Origin of the sequence: Rhodanobacter sp. Root627, assembly GCF_001427835.1 — a bacterium.
Taxonomy (GTDB): Bacteria; Pseudomonadota; Gammaproteobacteria; order Xanthomonadales; family Rhodanobacteraceae; genus Rhodanobacter; species Rhodanobacter ginsenosidimutans.
In genome coordinates, this window is the sequence record NZ_LMGW01000001.1 from 26,565 (window position 1) to 40,289 (window position 13,725).

The window sequence follows — 13,725 nt, forward strand, 5'->3', positions numbered from 1 at the left end:
TGGGCTCGGTGGCGCGGGCAGAGCCGGCGCTTGGATCAGTGGGGAAAACGATGATTGTACGGGGCGGGAGCGAGGCTGCCAAAAGGCGACTCACTCAAAGCCGCCTTACACGCGCCGGGCGTGGTGAGCGGCGAGCCTGCGATGGGTTATCCCACGATGCCAGTCAGGTCTTAAAGCAGTTCGATGCCGAACCGCCGCACCAGCAGCGCAAACAGCCAGAAGCACACCAGCGTGATCACCACGCACGACAGCAGCGTTGGCCAGAAACCGAGCCGTGGCAACAACACTGGAAACGCCAGGAACATCGGCAACGTCGGCACCACGTACCAGAAGGTGTACCAGGCGTGGTTCGCGATTTTCACCTGCGGCTGGCGCTCGACCTGCAACCAGATCAGCGCCAGCACGGTGACCAGTGGCAGCGCGGCGATCAGGCCGCCGAGGCGGTCGCTGCGTTTGGCGACTTCGGAGACGAGCACCACGACGGCGGCGGTGATCAGGTATTTGGTGACCAGCCACACCATGGTGTGCTCCCTGGAAGATGTTCAGCGGCGCAGCGTGCGTCCGTAAGCGTGCACTTCATCGACCAGTACTTTGACGTGCTCGGGCTCGACCTCGGGCGTGATGCCGTGGCCCAGGTTGAACACATGGCCGGGGTGGTTGCCGTAGCTGTCCATCACGGCGCGTACCTCGCGGCGGATCACCTCGGGGCTGGCGCGCATCACGGCCGGATCGAGGTTGCCCTGCAGCGCGACCTTGCCGGCTACGGCACGGCGTGCGTCGGCCAGGTCCATCGTCCAGTCGACGCCCAGTGCGGCGCAGCCGCTGTCGGCCATTTCCGCGAGATGCTGGCCGGCGCCCTTGGAAAACAGCGTCACGGGCAAGTCGCGCGAAGCCGGGTCGGCTTTCAATGCGGCCACGATCGAGGCCATGTAGCGCAGCGAGAATTCGCGGAACGGGGCCGGGCCGAGCAGGCCGCCCCAGGTGTCGAAAATCATCAGCGCCTGCGCGCCCGCGTGAGCCTGCGCGATCAGGTAGGCGGCAACGGAGCGGGCCAGGGTGTCGAGCAGTTGGTGGGCGAGTTTCGGTTCGTTCCAGCACAGGCTCTTGAGCGTGGCGAAATCCTTCGAGCCACGGCCTTCGACCATGTAGCAGGCCAGCGTCCACGGGCTGCCGGAGAAGCCGATCAGCGGCACGCGGCCATGCAGTTCCTGGCGAATCAGGCGCACCGCGTCCATCACGTAGCGCAGCTCGCCGTCCATGTCGGGCACCGCGAGTTTCGCGATATCGGCCGCCGTGCGCACGGGATGCGCGAACTGCGGGCCTTCGCCTTGCGCAAACGACAGGCCCAGGCCCATCGCGTCGGGAATGGTGAGGATGTCGGAGAACAGGATCGCCGCATCGAGCTCGAACCGCTCCAGCGGCTGCAGTGTCACCTCGCAGGCGAATTCGGGGTTCTGCGCCAGGCCCATGAAGCTGCCGGCGCGTTCGCGGGTGGCGCGGTACTCGGGCAGGTAGCGGCCGGCCTGGCGCATCACCCAGATGGGCGTGGTGTCGGTGGCTTCGCGGCGCAGTGCGCGCAGGAAGCGGTCGTTTTTCAACGCGTCGGTCATTTCAACGTCCGTAGGGGCCTTCCTGGCCTTGGCTGAACATCAGGCGGAAGCCGCGCTTGAGTTGCGCGTCGCGGGTTTTCTCGAAGGCGGCAATGGCCTCGTCGCGCTCCAGGTATTGCTCGCGCTTGAGCGTGGCGCGGCCACCCTGCGTGCCGGATTCGCGGTACAGCGTCCAGCCGCCGAGCAGGTCCTGCTCCAGCGTGATCTGGACATAGCGTGGCGCGTCGGCGTTGACGGGCACGGTTTGCAGGTAGATGCGCATGGTTTCCAGAATGGAGCAAGGCGCGTTGCCGGACCGCGGAGTTTATCGCACTGCCGACCTGCCCGACGCCGCGCTAGGCCGGCATGGCCGCCTGCAGCACGGCCAGTACCTCGGTTTCATCCACGCCACCGACGATTTCGGCCTTGCCGATGCCGCGCCACAGGATCAGGCGCAGCTGGCCGTTGGCGTTCTTCTTGTCCAGCCGCATCAGCTCCAGCAGGTGCTGCGGGTCCATGCCGGCGGGCACCGTCGTGGGCAACCCCAGTCGCTGCAGCAGGCGCTGCAGCCGTTCGCGGTCGACCGCCTCGCTCATGCCCAGCCGCTCGGACATCTTGGCGGCCAGCACCATGCCCACCGCCACGCCTTCGCCGTGCAGCAGGGTGGTGTAGTGGCCGGCGGTTTCCAGCGCATGGCCGAAGGTGTGGCCCCAGTTGAGCAAGGCGCGCTCGCCCTGTTCGGTTTCGTCGCGGGACACCACGCCGGCCTTGTAGCGCACCTTGCGGGCGATGGCTTCGATCACCAGCGCGGTGTCGTGGGCCATCAAGGCGTCGGCGTGTTCTTCCAGCCATTCGAAGAAAGGTACATCACCGATCGCGGCGCCTTTCACCACTTCGGCCAGGCCGGCACTGTATTCGCGCTCGGGCAGGCTGGCCAGGGTGTCGATGTCGGCTACCACGGCGCGCGGCTGATGGAAGGCGCCGACCAGGTTCTTGCCCGCGGGCAGGTTGACGCCGGTCTTCCCGCCCACCGAGGAATCCACCATCGCCAGCAGCGTGGTCGGCATCTGGATGAAGTCGATGCCGCGCATCCAGCACGCGGCGCTGAAGCCGGCCAGGTCACCCACCACGCCGCCGCCCAGCGCGATCACGCAGGCGTCGCGGGTGGCGCCCAGGTCGGCCAGCGCCTGCAGTGCGCGCTCCACGTTGGAAAACGATTTGTGCGACTCGCCGTCGTCCAGCAGGAACGATGACCACTGCAACCCCTCCAGCCCCTGCGTCACGCGCTGCAGGTACAACGGCGCGACGGTGGTGTTGCTGATCACCAACGCATGCCGGCCGCGCAGCATGGCGCGCCAGCGGTCGCGGTCGGCGAGCAGGTTGTGCCCGATCCATACCGGGTAGCGGCGCTCGCCGAGGGCAACGTCAATCGTGGTGGTGGGGTGCGAATCGTTCATGCGGTTTGCGATGGCCTGATGGGTTGGCGCTGCCAGTGGTGGTTGATCAGATCGATGCAGCGGTCGCCCGCCGTGGCGACGGTGGTGCTGCCGCCGGGGATGGCGAGGTCGGCCATCTGGCGATACAGCGGCTCGCGGATTTCCGCCATTGACTGCAGCCGTGCGCGGCGATCCGTGCCGGCCAGCAGGGGGCGATGGGTGTCGCGCTCCAGCCGTTCCAGTTGTTGCCCGATGCTGGCCTGCAGCCACACCACAAAGCCACGCGTGGCCAGCCTGTCGGCGTTTGCCGGGTCCAGCACGGCACCGGCGCCGGTGGCCAGCAAGATGTCGCTGCGGGCGGTGATGGCATCCAGCAGCAGGCTCTCGCGCTGGCGGAAACCCGCCTCGCCCTCGATCTCGAAGATGGTGGGGATGTCCACGCCGGTCTGTCGCTCGATCTCCTGATCCAGGTCGATGAACGAGAGGCCATAATGACTGGCCAGCCGCCGCCCGACGGAGGTTTTTCCCGCGCCGGTGGGGCCGATGAGAAAGAGGCTGGACGACGGATTCATCCGTGAACTTTAGCAGCAGAAGCTGATATGACCGAACGCGTTTTACTGGCTGGTTGTGGCGATCTGGGCTTGCGCGTGGCGCGGCAACTGCTGGGCCGTGGCGACCGTGTCTGGGCGCTGCGGCGGACGCCGCCGGTCGGTGACACCAGCGGCATCCATTGGCTGCGCGCCGACTTGCGCCAAGCCGAAACGCTGCGCGACCTGCCGCCCGGAATCACCCGGCTGGTCTACCTGCCCACGCCCGACCGGCGCGACGAGGCGGCCTATCGCGCCACCTTCGTCGACGGCTTGCGGCATCTGCTGCAGGCGCTGGACGCCGACGCGCTGCGGCGGGTGCTGTTTGTTTCGTCCACGGCGGTTTATGGCGCGCACGGCGGCGAGTGGGTGGATGAAACCACCGCGCCGGCGCCGCCGGGTTTCAATGGCAAGGCCTTGATGGCCGCCGAGCATTGGCTCGCGGCGCAGCCCGTTTCGTCGGTAACGCTGCGGTTGGCTGGTTTGTACGGGCCGGGTCGGCTGCAACTGGTCGAACGGCTGCGCGCCGGGCAGGTGCAGGTACCGCGTGAGCATCCGCACTGGGCCAACCGCATCCACGTCGACGATGCCGCCGCCGCGATCACGCATCTGCTGACGCTCCCCGCGGCGCAGTCGCTGTACCTGGGCGTGGACGACACACCGTTGCCGCTGGCTGTGCTTTACGATCATCTGGCCCGCCTGGCCGGCGCACCATTGCCGGCCGAGGGGCTGGCGCCGGCCGGTGTCGGCAGCAAGCGGCTCGGCAATGCCCGCTTGCGCGCCAGCGGCTGGGTGCCGCAATGGCCGGATTCGCGTGCCGGCTACGCTGCGTTGCTCGACAAGTGACCCACTACGGAGAACCGTCATGGCCAGCACCGTTCCGCATCATCAGATCAGTACCACCAACGACATTCCCGGCTACCGCATCGTGCGTTCGCTGGGCATCGTGCGCGGCATCACGGTGCGTTCGCGCAGCGTGGTCGGCAATATCGGTGCGGCATTGCAGACCATCGTGGGCGGCAATATCTCGATCTATACCGAGCTGTGCGAGAAGGCACGCGAGGAAGCGTACGAGCTGATGCTGCAGCACGCCGCGGCGATGGGTGCCAACGGCGTGGTGGGGATGCGCTATGACGCCAACGACGTGGGCCAGGGTGTTACCGAAGTGCTTGCCTACGGCACCGCCGTGCAGGTTGAAGCGTCAACGTAAGGTGATTTTGCAATGCGGCTTGTCACCCGCACGGAGCGCGGGCCAGACTCGGGCTTCAGGATGGGGGAGCGCATCGTGCCGCTTGCACGATTCAATCGGAGATTGACGCCATGTCGGTAGCCAAGGTCATTGAAATCAACGCTTCGTCCAGCAAGGGCGTGGAAGACGCTGTGCAGCACGGTTTGAAGAAGGCGGCGGAGTCGGTCAAGAACATCAAGGGCGCCTGGGTCAACGAGATCAAGGTGGTTACCAGGGACGACGGCACGGTGACCGAGTGGCGCGTCAACATGAAGGTCAACTTCGTCGTCGACTGATTCGGCGGGATGTTCGGGGCGGGGCAGGCAACCCTGTCCCGAACCCGAAAGCGCGGGCTCAATCGTGGCTGAGGCCGGTGACGTGGCGCTCGTCGTCGTACTCCACGCAACTGTCGGCCAGCGCAGGCAGGGTGGCCAGGGCGTGGCGGCTCAGTCGTTCGAAGTGCGACAGGAAGCGATCCATGGCGTCCGCATCCATCGCCAGCGGCGCATGGCGGGCCATCAAATCCTCCTCCTGCTGGCCGCGCCAGCGGCGCACGATGTTCCAGTCCGGTGCCTGCAGCACGATCAGCGCGTCGAACTTGCGCCATAGCGGCTGGTAACTGCGCAATTGCTTGTTCACCCAGCGGCGCCAGCTTCCGTCGGCGTCTTCACGGCGCTCCAGGTCGTTGATCGGGGGGAGCAGCGCCGATTGCGCCTGCGGCCGGATGCCCAGCGCCCAGCCTTCCACGATCACCAACTTCGGCGCGCGCTTGATGCGCGGCCAGCGCGACGGTGGAAAACGGGTGTCGCGGCCCTTGTCGAAACGCGGATGGGTTACCGGCAGCTTGTCCGACGCATGCGGCAGCGCCGCCAGCACCGACATCAGCAACTCGATCTCGTGGGTGCCCGGCACGCCGCGCGTGCGGAGCAGCGGATGCACCTGTTGGGACAGCGCCTCGCGTTCGCTGCGGGCGTAGTAGAAATCGTCCAGCGAAAGCACTTCGGTGGCCCAGCCGCGCGCCTCGGCCTGTGCCTTCATCACCCGCGCCAGGGTGCTCTTGCCGCTGCCCTGCAGGCCGGAAAGCGCGAGCACGTACGGCCGCCGCGAACGGGCGATGCGGCCGGCGTAGTGATCCAGCAAATGGCCGGCAAGTGCCTCGTTCTGGGTGTCCGCGAGGGCCTTCATTCGTACCGCGCCGTGACGTGCGGCTGCACCGTGCAGCGGGCGGCGGATCCCCGCCGTGTGGCGCGGGCTGGGGGGGGGATTGAGCTAATATGTGAGGTATCCATCTGCCCCATGATGGCGCGCGCGGGCCACGATTCAAGGAAAAGTTTCAAAAGCCATGCTTAATTCCGAGATGTTGCACATTTTCCAGCAGTTGCTGGAGGAGGCCAGGGCCAGCGGCGACCCCGAGCCGACCGCGATGAACCTGGCCACGGTGGATGCTTCCGGCCGCGTGGCTTCACGCATCGTGCTGCTCAAGGGCGTGGATGAGCGCGGGTTCCGCTTCTTCACCAATTACGCGAGCGACAAGGGCTCCCAACTGGAAGCGCACCCGCAGGTGGCGTTGTGCTTTCACTGGAAGCAGATCCGCCACGGTGTGCAGGTGCGCGTGGAAGGCCATGCCCGCAAATTGCAGGACGAAGAATCCGACGCCTATTTCGCCATCCGCGCGCGCGGCAGCCAGATCGGTGCCTGGGCGTCGCTGCAATCGCAAACGCTGCCTGATCGACAGACTTTCGAGCAGCGGGTGGAACGCTACGAACAGGAATTCGCCGGCCGCGACGTCAGCCGCCCGCCGCACTGGGGCGGCTTCGTGGTCGAGCCCGACACGCTGGAGTTCTGGTACGGCGCGGAATTCCGCCTGCACGAGCGCGTGCGCTGGAACCGCCACGGCCAGACCTGGACCCATCGCCTGTTGTACCCATGAACGGCGGCGCCCAACCTGGTCGGCTGGTCGACCAGAACGGCTTCACGGTCGCCACCCGTGGCCGCGGTTTCAGCGAGGTCACCCGCGACGTAGCCGACCTGGTGGCCGCCAGCGGCGTGCAGACGGGTATCGCGCAGGTGTTCACGGCGCACACCAGTTGCTCGTTGTTGATCTGCGAAAACGCCGATCCCTCGGTACGCGGCGACCTGGAGCGCTGGATGGCGCGCGTCGTACCCGATGGTGATCCGATGTTCCGCCACGACGCGGAGGGCCCGGACGACATGCCCGCGCATATCCGTTCGATCCTCAGCGGGGTAAGCCTCACTGTGCCCGTCGGTGGCGGTCGCCTGCGGTTGGGCACCTGGCAGGGCATTTACCTGTGGGAGCATCGGACGCACCCGCATCAGCGCAAGGTCGTCGTGACGGTCCTGGGATGCTGACGACCCGGGCCATGCCGCTGCACGCCATGTGTCTGACGCCATACATGCCCGACGCCTACCCCCAACGCATCGTCTGCCTTACCGAGGAACCTACCGAGGTGCTCTACGCGTTGGGCGAGGCGCACCGCATCGTCGGCATCTCCGGTTTCACCGTGCGTCCGCCGCAGGCGCGGCGGGAAAAGCCCAAGGTTTCGGCTTTCACCAGCGCGAAAATCGGTGAGATCCTGAAGCTGGAGCCCGACCTGGTGATCGGCTTTTCCGACATCCAGGCCGACATCGCGCGCGAGCTGATCAAGGCGGGCGTCGAGGTGTGGATCAGCAACCATCGCAGCGTGGACGGCATCCTCGCCTATATCCGCCGGCTGGGCGCGATGGTGGGTGCGGCCGCCAAAGCCGAGGCGTATGCACAGCAGGCGGAGCAGCACCTGGCCGATATCCGCGCTGCCGTCGCCAGCTTGCCGCGGCGGCCGAAAGTGTATTTCGAGGAATGGGACGAGCCCATCATCACCGGCATCCGTTGGGTCGCCGAGATCATCGGCATCGCCGGCGGTGACGACTGTTTCCCCGAACTGGCCCGCGAGCCGCTGGCCAAACAGCGCATCCTGCCCAACGGCGACGAGGTGGTGCGGCGCGCGCCGGACATCATCCTCGGCTCATGGTGCGGCAAGCGTTTCCGGCCGCAGAAAGTCGCGGCACGAACGGGCTGGGACGCGATTCCCGCGGTGCAGACCGGCGACCTGTACGAGATCAAGTCGCCGATCATCCTGCAGCCGGGGCCGGCCGCGTTGTTCGATGGGCTGGATGAAATCCATCGCATCATCGCCGCATGGGCGCTTCGCTGAACCGGCTTCAATCAGGCGCCGGCATCAGGTAAAGCTCAACGCGCCAATGCCAGCCGCATGCCCAGATCCAGCAGCGGCGCGGCGATCAGCATGCGCGCCAGCAGCAGAGCGATCATCACCGCCATCGGCGCGAAATCGATCATGCCCACGACCAGCCGCCCGCGCAGCGGTCGCATCAACGGCGCCACGATGGTATCCAGCAACCGCAGCACCGGATGGCGCTGGTCGACCGCGAACATGCTCAGCAACGACCACGCGAAAACCAGGATCAGGTAGAACATCAGCGCGAAATCGAGCAGCTCGGCCAGCGACAAAACCAGCAACCCGGCCACTCCGGGCATCATGCCCGTCACCGCGAACAACACCCAGCGTTTCAGCAGCATCGCCAGCCATGCCAGCAGCAGGGCGGCCAGGTTGATCCGCCGCCAGTTGGGGATCACCCGCCGCACTGGCGCCAGTACCGGGTTGGTGTAGCGATAGACGAACTGGCTCAGCGGATTGTGGAAATCCGCCCGGCAGGCTTCGGCCAGCACTCGTAGCAGGAGCAGGGTGACGGCGGCATTGAAGGCCAGTTCGATCAGCAGGCCCAGGGCATTCAGCAGGTAGCTCACGTTGGCTCATCCAGGCTGGCGGCAAGTTCGACGCCGCGCTTCCTGGCCGCGCCCATGGCATTGGCCACGATGAGGGGCAGACCGTCGGCGGCAAAGCTCTCCAGCGCGGCCTGCGTGGTGCCGTTGGGTGAGGTGACGCGCTGGCGCAAGGTGGCCGCGTCTTCGCCGCCTTCCGTCAGCATGCGGCCGGCGCCCAGGCAGGTCTGTGCGGCCAGCGCGCGCGCTGCGTCGCGCGGCAGGCCCTGCGCCACGGCCGCAGCTTCCATCGCCTCGACCATGGCAAAGAAATACGCGGGGCCCGAGCCGGACAATGCCGTGACCGTATCCATCAGGGCCTCATCATCGATCCAGCGGGTGACGCCGGCGGTACCCAGAACTTCCTGCGCCTTGGCCTTTTGCGCCGCGCTGACCGCCGCATTGGCGCACAGCCCGGTGGCGCCCGCGCCGATCAACGCGGGCGTATTGGGCATGCAGCGCACGATCGGCAAGGCGCCAAACCAGCGTTCAAGCTGGTCGATGCGCACGCCGGCGGCGATCGAGATGAGCAAGGGCGATTTGGCCTGCAGGATGTCGCGCAGGTCGCCCTGGATGGCCGGCATGACCTGGGGCTTTACTGCCAGCACGACCACATCGGCGCCGGCTGCGGCGGCCTTGTTGTCACCATGGCAGGTCACGCCCAGGTCGCTCGTCAACGCCTCGCGGGCCGCGGCCATGGGCTCGGCAACGTTGATGTCGCTAGGGGCAGCGCCATGCTTCAACAATCCGCCGATCAGGCTGCGCGCCATGTTGCCGCCGCCGATGAAAGCAATCTGTGTCATGAAAATCCTCGTTGATGGGCCTTGCCGCGATGCCTGCCGCAGGCGCCTGTTTTGCCTTGTTGCCGATGACCGCTCCCGGCGGTGCGTCGCGCCGAAAGTGAGATCTGTGCATCTATACCGAAACGCTTGAAGTGGCGGCTGCCCGGTTTTGCACGCCGGGCTGCCTAGCCTAACCGAGCCGGCCATGGCGGGGAAAACGGCCGGCATGCCGGCGTCGTCGGACGGCTACCCTGGCGCGACGTGCAAACTGCGTCGAAAGTTTGCAATGTCCGCCCGGGAAACAGTGGCCGCGCAGCGGCTTGCGCGAGTAGTATCGAAGCGGTCGCAAGGGGAAGGGGTACCCGGTTGTCGGATCGCGCCGGCGTCTGCGCTGGCGAGGGTCGCCCCGGTGAACTTCGCCCCCGCTTCATGCGGCACCAATCCATGCATCCAGACGATCGGTTTTGAGGGGAACGATAGATGGACATTGCCGAACTGCTTGCGTTCTCGGTGAAAAACAAGGCTTCGGATTTGCACCTTTCCGCGGGCCTGCCGCCGATGATTCGCGTCGACGGCGACGTCCGCCGCATCAACATCCCGGCACTGGAACACAAGGAAGTGCACTCGCTGATCTACGACATCATGTCGGACAAGCAGCGGCGCGATTACGAGGAGTTCTACGAGACCGACTTCTCGTTCGAGATTCCCGGCCTGGCGCGTTTCCGCGTCAACGCGTTCACCCAGAACCGCGGCGCCGGCGCCGTGTTCCGCACCATTCCGTCCGAAGTGCTGACGCTGGAGGACCTGGGCTGCCCGCGCATCTTCAAGGAGCTGATCGAGCAGCCCCAAGGCCTGATCCTGGTGACCGGGCCGACCGGCTCGGGCAAGTCCACCACGCTGGCGGCGATGGTCGACCACATCAACAAGACCGAATACGGCCACATGCTGACGGTCGAGGACCCGATCGAGTTCGTGCATACCTCGCAGAAGTGCCTGGTCAACCAGCGCGAGGTGCATCGCGACACGCACGGTTTCAACGAGGCGCTGCGCTCGGCGCTGCGCGAGGATCCCGACTACATCCTGGTCGGCGAGTTGCGCGACCTGGAAACCATCCGGCTGGCGCTGACCGCGGCGGAAACCGGTCACTTGGTATTCGCCACGGTGCATACCAGCTCGGCCGCCAAGACCATCGACCGCATCATCGACGTGTTCCCCGCGGGCGAAAAACCCATGGTGCGCTCGATGCTGTCCGAGAGTCTGCGCGCGGTGATCTCGCAGTCGCTGCTGAAGAAGGTGGGTGGCGGCCGCATCGCGGCGCACGAGATCATGGTGGGCATCCCGGCCATCCGCAACCTGATCCGCGAGGACAAGGTGGCGCAGATGTATTCGTCGATCCAGACCGGTCAGCAGTTCGGCATGCAGACCCTCGACCAGTGCCTGCTCGACCTGGTCAAGCGCGGCGTGGTGTCACGCCAGCAGGCGCAGGGGTATGCGAAGAACAAGGACAGTTTCAAGTGAGGCCGGGAATCGGGCATCGGGAATCGGGAATCGTTGAAAAGCACCGTGCTTCACGCACTTGTGGCTTGAACGTTCCTGCCCCCGGATACCGATTTGCGGCGGATGCCGGTTTTCCGATTCCCCACTCCCGATTCCCGATTCCCGGGGTACAGCCATGAGCGATTTCGATTTCACCTCGTTCCTGAAACTGATGGTGCACAAGAAGGCATCGGACCTTTTCATCACCGCCGGTGTGGCGCCGTCGATGAAGGTGCAGGGGCGCATCGTGCCGATCACGCAGAGCCCGCTGTCGGTGCAGCAGGCGCGCGACATGGTGTTGAACGTGATGACGCCGGGGCAGCGCGAGGAGTTCGAGAAAACCCACGAATGCCAGTTCGCGATTTCCGCGCAGGGCGTGGGCCGCTTCCGTGTCTCGTGTTTCTACCAGCGCAATTGCGTGGGCATGGTGTTGCGTCGGATCGAGTCGAAGATCCCCACGCCGGAGGAATTGAACCTGCCACCGGTGATCAAGCAGCTGGCGATGACCAAGCGCGGCATCATCGTTTTCGTGGGCGCCACCGGCTCGGGCAAATCGACCTCGCTGGCCTCGATGATCGGCTACCGCAACGCCAACTCGACCGGCCATATCATCACCATCGAGGACCCGATCGAATACGTGCACAAGCACGAGGGCTGCATCATCACCCAGCGCGAAGTCGGCATCGATACCGACAGCTGGGACAACGCGCTGAAGAACACGCTGCGCCAGGCGCCGGACGTGATCATGATCGGCGAAATCCGCACGCGCGAAGGCATGGATCACGCGATCGCGTTTGCCGAAACCGGCCATCTGGTGCTGTGCACCCTGCACGCCAACAACGCCAACCAGGCGATGGATCGCATCCTGCATTTTTTCTCGGAAGACCGCCGCCAGCAGTTGCTGATGGATCTTTCGCTCAACCTGAAAGGCATCGTGGCGCAGATGCTGATTCCCACGCCCGACGGCAAGTCGCGGCGGGTGGCGGTGGAGATACTGCTGGGTACGCCGCTGGTGCAGGACTACATCCGCCAGGGCGACATCCACAAGCTGAAGGAGGTGATGAAGGAATCCACCTTGCTCGGCATGAAGACCTTCGACCAGAGCCTGATCGAGCTTTATCAAGCCGGCGAGATTTCCTACGAGGACGCATTGCGCTATGCCGACAGTGCCAACGAGGTGCGTTTGCGCATCAAGCTGGCGCAAGGTGGCGATGCGCACACCCTCGCGCAGGGGCTCGATGGCGTGGCGCTGGAGGAGGACCGCGACCCGAACAACCTCGGCTCGGGCAGCAACCTGCTGAATCGCTGAACTTCGCAGACTGTTTGCCAAAAAAAGGGAGCCGCGAGGGCTCCCTTTTTTTTTTGCCGCATCACCGCGGCACCACAGCTGACGACAGCTGTTGTTTTACTGGCCAGCCGACGCATTCACCGTTATGCCGCTGGCATCCACGCTCTTGACGCCCTTGACGGACTTGGCCACGCGAACCGCATCCAGCTTTTCCTGCGCCGAACCGACGGTGCCGCTGAGGGAGACCGTGCCATCAACGGTGGTGACCGATATGTCGGTCGCCTTCACGGTCTTGCTGGTGCCGAACTCGGATTTGACCTTGGTGGTGATCCAGGCATCGGCCGCCTTGTCCGGCACGGTCTGGTTGCTGTGCTGCATTGAGTCGTTGGCGCTGGCATCCTGTGCCGCGACCTGGCTGAGCGGAATCAGCGCAAATGCGGCGGTCAGGCCAGCGGCCAACACGGTGCGACGAATCATGGACTGGTTACGCATGGGCTCTCTCCTGCGGTGGGGGGATCTGTCGATATGACAGCCGGTCGCCAACATCCCGGCGTCCGTGAGCACATGGCAACAGCCGCGCCGTGAACCTCGCGTGGGGACGAAAAGCTCCGGTTCAGCCCGCGATCACCGACGCGAAGAGAGAGTTACGTGCATGTTTTCCTGCCGTTACGGGATCAATTGCGCGACTGCAGTTTCGACAGCAGGCGCAGCAATTCCAGATACAGCCAGACCAGCGTCACCACCAGCGCGAACGCGCCGTACCACTCCATGTACTTCGGCGCGCCCGACCGGGCGCCGGTTTCGATCAGGTCGAAATCAAGCACCAGGTTCAGTGCGGCGATGATCACCACCACGATACTGAAGCCGATGCCCAGGGTGCTGTTGCCGCTGATGAAATCCATCGAGTGGCCGAAGAAGCCCATCACGAAATTGGCGAGATAGAGAAGAAGCACGCCGCCGGTGGCCGCGACCACGCCCAGCTTGAATTTCTCGGTGGCGCGGATCAGCCCGCTGCGGTACGCCAGCAGCAGCGCCGCCATGGTGCCGAAGGTGAGGCCGACGGCCTGCATCACGATGCCGGGAAAACGCACTTCGAAAATGGCCGACAGCGCGCCGATGAAGACGCCTTCCACCAACGCGTACAGCGGTGCGGTGAACGGCGCCCAGGTTTTCTTGAAGGTGGTGACCAGGGCCAGGATCAGGCCGCCGATCGCGCCGCCGAGAATCAGCGGATAGAGCGCGGGCGCACTCTCCGGGCCGCTGAAACGGCTCCAGCTGTACATCGCCCCGACCAGCACCAGGATCAGCAGCAGCCCGGTCTTGTTGACCGTGCCGTTGATCGTCATGGTGCTGTCGTCATGGGCAACCAGAGCGCCGCTGGCCGCGTCCAGGAAGGTGTTCTTGTTGATGGCCGGATTGCCGCTTTGCATGATGAGCTCCT

Annotated in this window: 18 protein-coding genes; 8 read left to right on the forward strand and 10 right to left on the reverse strand. The window is 65.4% G+C overall.

Annotation, left to right across the window (positions count from 1 at the left end; translation table 11 throughout):
• Nucleotides 1-170: 170 nt before the first annotated feature.
• The 5 genes from ASD68_RS00150 to ASD68_RS00170 all read right to left on the reverse strand — a co-directional run bounded on the left by ASD68_RS00150 (nucleotide 171) and on the right by ASD68_RS00170 (nucleotide 3,597).
• A complete protein-coding gene (locus ASD68_RS00150; protein WP_056077320.1) occupies nucleotides 171-521 on the reverse strand; it encodes a DUF3147 family protein in 351 nt (116 codons plus the stop codon).
• 21 nt (nucleotides 522-542) lie between these two features.
• Nucleotides 543-1,610, reverse strand: a complete 1,068-nt coding sequence (hemE, locus tag ASD68_RS00155; protein WP_056602388.1) for a uroporphyrinogen decarboxylase — start codon at nucleotides 1,608-1,610, stop codon at nucleotides 543-545.
• A 1-nt stretch (nucleotide 1,611) separates the two neighbouring features.
• A complete protein-coding gene (locus ASD68_RS00160) occupies nucleotides 1,612-1,872 on the reverse strand; it encodes a WGR domain-containing protein (protein WP_056602390.1) in 261 nt (86 codons plus the stop codon).
• 73 nt (nucleotides 1,873-1,945) lie between these two features.
• Nucleotides 1,946-3,046, reverse strand: coding sequence for a 3-dehydroquinate synthase (gene aroB / locus ASD68_RS00165; RefSeq protein WP_056602392.1), 1,101 nt, complete (start codon nucleotides 3,044-3,046; stop codon nucleotides 1,946-1,948).
• A complete protein-coding gene (locus tag ASD68_RS00170; protein ID WP_056602394.1) occupies nucleotides 3,043-3,597 on the reverse strand; it encodes a shikimate kinase in 555 nt (184 codons plus the stop codon). The genes aroB and ASD68_RS00170 overlap by 4 nt, the downstream gene beginning before the upstream one ends.
• A gap of 27 nt (nucleotides 3,598-3,624) precedes the next feature.
• Between ASD68_RS00170 and ASD68_RS00175 the strand changes: the two genes are divergently transcribed.
• From ASD68_RS00175 to ASD68_RS00185, 3 genes are all read left to right on the forward strand, one after another.
• Nucleotides 3,625-4,458 (forward strand): SDR family oxidoreductase, encoded by an 834-nt coding sequence (locus ASD68_RS00175; RefSeq protein WP_056602397.1) that lies wholly within the window; start codon nucleotides 3,625-3,627, stop codon nucleotides 4,456-4,458.
• Nucleotides 4,459-4,477: 19 nt separating this feature from the next.
• Nucleotides 4,478-4,822 carry a YbjQ family protein gene (locus ASD68_RS00180; protein ID WP_056602399.1) on the forward strand — a complete coding sequence of 115 codons (345 nt, stop codon included), beginning with the start codon at nucleotides 4,478-4,480 and terminating at the stop codon, nucleotides 4,820-4,822.
• Nucleotides 4,823-4,932: 110 nt separating this feature from the next.
• Nucleotides 4,933-5,136, forward strand: coding sequence for a dodecin family protein (locus tag ASD68_RS00185; protein WP_007080015.1), 204 nt, complete (start codon nucleotides 4,933-4,935; stop codon nucleotides 5,134-5,136).
• A gap of 58 nt (nucleotides 5,137-5,194) precedes the next feature.
• On the opposite strand, the gene ASD68_RS00190 is transcribed toward ASD68_RS00185, so the two are convergent.
• Nucleotides 5,195-6,025, reverse strand: coding sequence for a hypothetical protein (locus ASD68_RS00190; RefSeq protein WP_056077340.1), 831 nt, complete (start codon nucleotides 6,023-6,025; stop codon nucleotides 5,195-5,197).
• A gap of 157 nt (nucleotides 6,026-6,182) precedes the next feature.
• Here ASD68_RS00190 and pdxH point away from each other — a divergent pair, with 157 nt between their 5' ends.
• The 3 genes from pdxH to ASD68_RS00205 are packed head-to-tail and all read left to right on the forward strand — an operon-like array spanning nucleotide 6,183 to nucleotide 8,052.
• Nucleotides 6,183-6,770: a pyridoxamine 5'-phosphate oxidase gene (gene pdxH / locus ASD68_RS00195; protein ID WP_056602400.1), complete on the forward strand. Its 588-nt coding sequence runs from the start codon at nucleotides 6,183-6,185 to the stop codon at nucleotides 6,768-6,770.
• The gene (locus ASD68_RS00200) at nucleotides 6,767-7,210 is read left to right on the forward strand and encodes a secondary thiamine-phosphate synthase enzyme YjbQ (RefSeq protein ID WP_056602402.1); all 444 of its coding nucleotides are present in this window, start codon (nucleotides 6,767-6,769) and stop codon (nucleotides 7,208-7,210) included. The genes pdxH and ASD68_RS00200 overlap by 4 nt, the downstream gene beginning before the upstream one ends.
• Before the next feature lie 44 nt (nucleotides 7,211-7,254).
• On the forward strand, nucleotides 7,255-8,052 hold the full coding sequence (locus ASD68_RS00205) for a helical backbone metal receptor (protein WP_056604926.1): 798 nt from the start codon (nucleotides 7,255-7,257) through the stop codon (nucleotides 8,050-8,052).
• Between the two features lie 35 nt (nucleotides 8,053-8,087).
• Here the strand turns inward: ASD68_RS00205 and ASD68_RS00210 are convergent, their stop codons facing one another.
• Both ASD68_RS00210 and proC read right to left on the reverse strand, forming a co-directional pair.
• Nucleotides 8,088-8,663, reverse strand: a complete 576-nt coding sequence (locus tag ASD68_RS00210; RefSeq protein WP_056602404.1) for a YggT family protein — start codon at nucleotides 8,661-8,663, stop codon at nucleotides 8,088-8,090.
• On the reverse strand, nucleotides 8,660-9,481 hold the full coding sequence (gene proC, locus ASD68_RS00215; protein ID WP_056602406.1) for a pyrroline-5-carboxylate reductase: 822 nt from the start codon (nucleotides 9,479-9,481) through the stop codon (nucleotides 8,660-8,662). Before proC ends, ASD68_RS00210 begins: the two co-directional genes overlap by 4 nt.
• Before the next feature lie 459 nt (nucleotides 9,482-9,940).
• Between proC and ASD68_RS00220 the strand changes: the two genes are divergently transcribed.
• A complete protein-coding gene (locus ASD68_RS00220) occupies nucleotides 9,941-10,978 on the forward strand; it encodes a type IV pilus twitching motility protein PilT (RefSeq protein WP_056077357.1) in 1,038 nt (345 codons plus the stop codon).
• 154 nt (nucleotides 10,979-11,132) lie between these two features.
• Nucleotides 11,133-12,305 carry a PilT/PilU family type 4a pilus ATPase gene (locus tag ASD68_RS00225; protein WP_056602408.1) on the forward strand — a complete coding sequence of 391 codons (1,173 nt, stop codon included), beginning with the start codon at nucleotides 11,133-11,135 and terminating at the stop codon, nucleotides 12,303-12,305.
• Nucleotides 12,306-12,401: 96 nt separating this feature from the next.
• Here the strand turns inward: ASD68_RS00225 and ASD68_RS00230 are convergent, their stop codons facing one another.
• On the reverse strand, nucleotides 12,402-12,776 hold the full coding sequence (locus ASD68_RS00230) for a BON domain-containing protein (protein WP_056077362.1): 375 nt from the start codon (nucleotides 12,774-12,776) through the stop codon (nucleotides 12,402-12,404).
• 182 nt (nucleotides 12,777-12,958) lie between these two features.
• Complete coding sequence (locus ASD68_RS00235) at nucleotides 12,959-13,714, reverse strand: Bax inhibitor-1/YccA family protein (RefSeq protein ID WP_056077366.1); 756 nt, start codon at nucleotides 13,712-13,714, stop codon at nucleotides 12,959-12,961.
• Between the last annotated feature and the right edge of the window lie 11 nt (nucleotides 13,715-13,725).

Excerpts from the sequence above, each read along its gene's own strand:
- ASD68_RS00150 (WP_056077320.1), bottom strand. The coding sequence starts at position 521 with ATGGTGTGGCTGGTCACCAAATACCTGATCACCGCCGCCGTCGTGGTG.
- hemE (WP_056602388.1), bottom strand. The coding sequence starts at position 1,610 with ATGACCGACGCGTTGAAAAACGACCGCTTCCTGCGCGCACTGCGCCGC.
- ASD68_RS00160 (WP_056602390.1), bottom strand. The coding sequence starts at position 1,872 with ATGCGCATCTACCTGCAAACCGTGCCCGTCAACGCCGACGCGCCACGC.
- aroB (WP_056602392.1), bottom strand. The coding sequence starts at position 3,046 with ATGAACGATTCGCACCCCACCACCACGATTGACGTTGCCCTCGGCGAG.
- ASD68_RS00170 (WP_056602394.1), bottom strand. The coding sequence starts at position 3,597 with ATGAATCCGTCGTCCAGCCTCTTTCTCATCGGCCCCACCGGCGCGGGA.
- ASD68_RS00175 (WP_056602397.1), top strand. The coding sequence starts at position 3,625 with ATGACCGAACGCGTTTTACTGGCTGGTTGTGGCGATCTGGGCTTGCGC.
- ASD68_RS00180 (WP_056602399.1), top strand. The coding sequence starts at position 4,478 with ATGGCCAGCACCGTTCCGCATCATCAGATCAGTACCACCAACGACATT.
- ASD68_RS00185 (WP_007080015.1), top strand. The coding sequence starts at position 4,933 with ATGTCGGTAGCCAAGGTCATTGAAATCAACGCTTCGTCCAGCAAGGGC.
- ASD68_RS00190 (WP_056077340.1), bottom strand. The coding sequence starts at position 6,025 with ATGAAGGCCCTCGCGGACACCCAGAACGAGGCACTTGCCGGCCATTTG.
- pdxH (WP_056602400.1), top strand. The coding sequence starts at position 6,183 with ATGCTTAATTCCGAGATGTTGCACATTTTCCAGCAGTTGCTGGAGGAG.
- ASD68_RS00200 (WP_056602402.1), top strand. The coding sequence starts at position 6,767 with ATGAACGGCGGCGCCCAACCTGGTCGGCTGGTCGACCAGAACGGCTTC.
- ASD68_RS00205 (WP_056604926.1), top strand. The coding sequence starts at position 7,255 with ATGCCCGACGCCTACCCCCAACGCATCGTCTGCCTTACCGAGGAACCT.
- proC (WP_056602406.1), bottom strand. The coding sequence starts at position 9,481 with ATGACACAGATTGCTTTCATCGGCGGCGGCAACATGGCGCGCAGCCTG.
- ASD68_RS00220 (WP_056077357.1), top strand. The coding sequence starts at position 9,941 with ATGGACATTGCCGAACTGCTTGCGTTCTCGGTGAAAAACAAGGCTTCG.
- ASD68_RS00225 (WP_056602408.1), top strand. The coding sequence starts at position 11,133 with ATGAGCGATTTCGATTTCACCTCGTTCCTGAAACTGATGGTGCACAAG.
- ASD68_RS00230 (WP_056077362.1), bottom strand. The coding sequence starts at position 12,776 with ATGCGTAACCAGTCCATGATTCGTCGCACCGTGTTGGCCGCTGGCCTG.
- ASD68_RS00235 (WP_056077366.1), bottom strand. The coding sequence starts at position 13,714 with ATGCAAAGCGGCAATCCGGCCATCAACAAGAACACCTTCCTGGACGCG.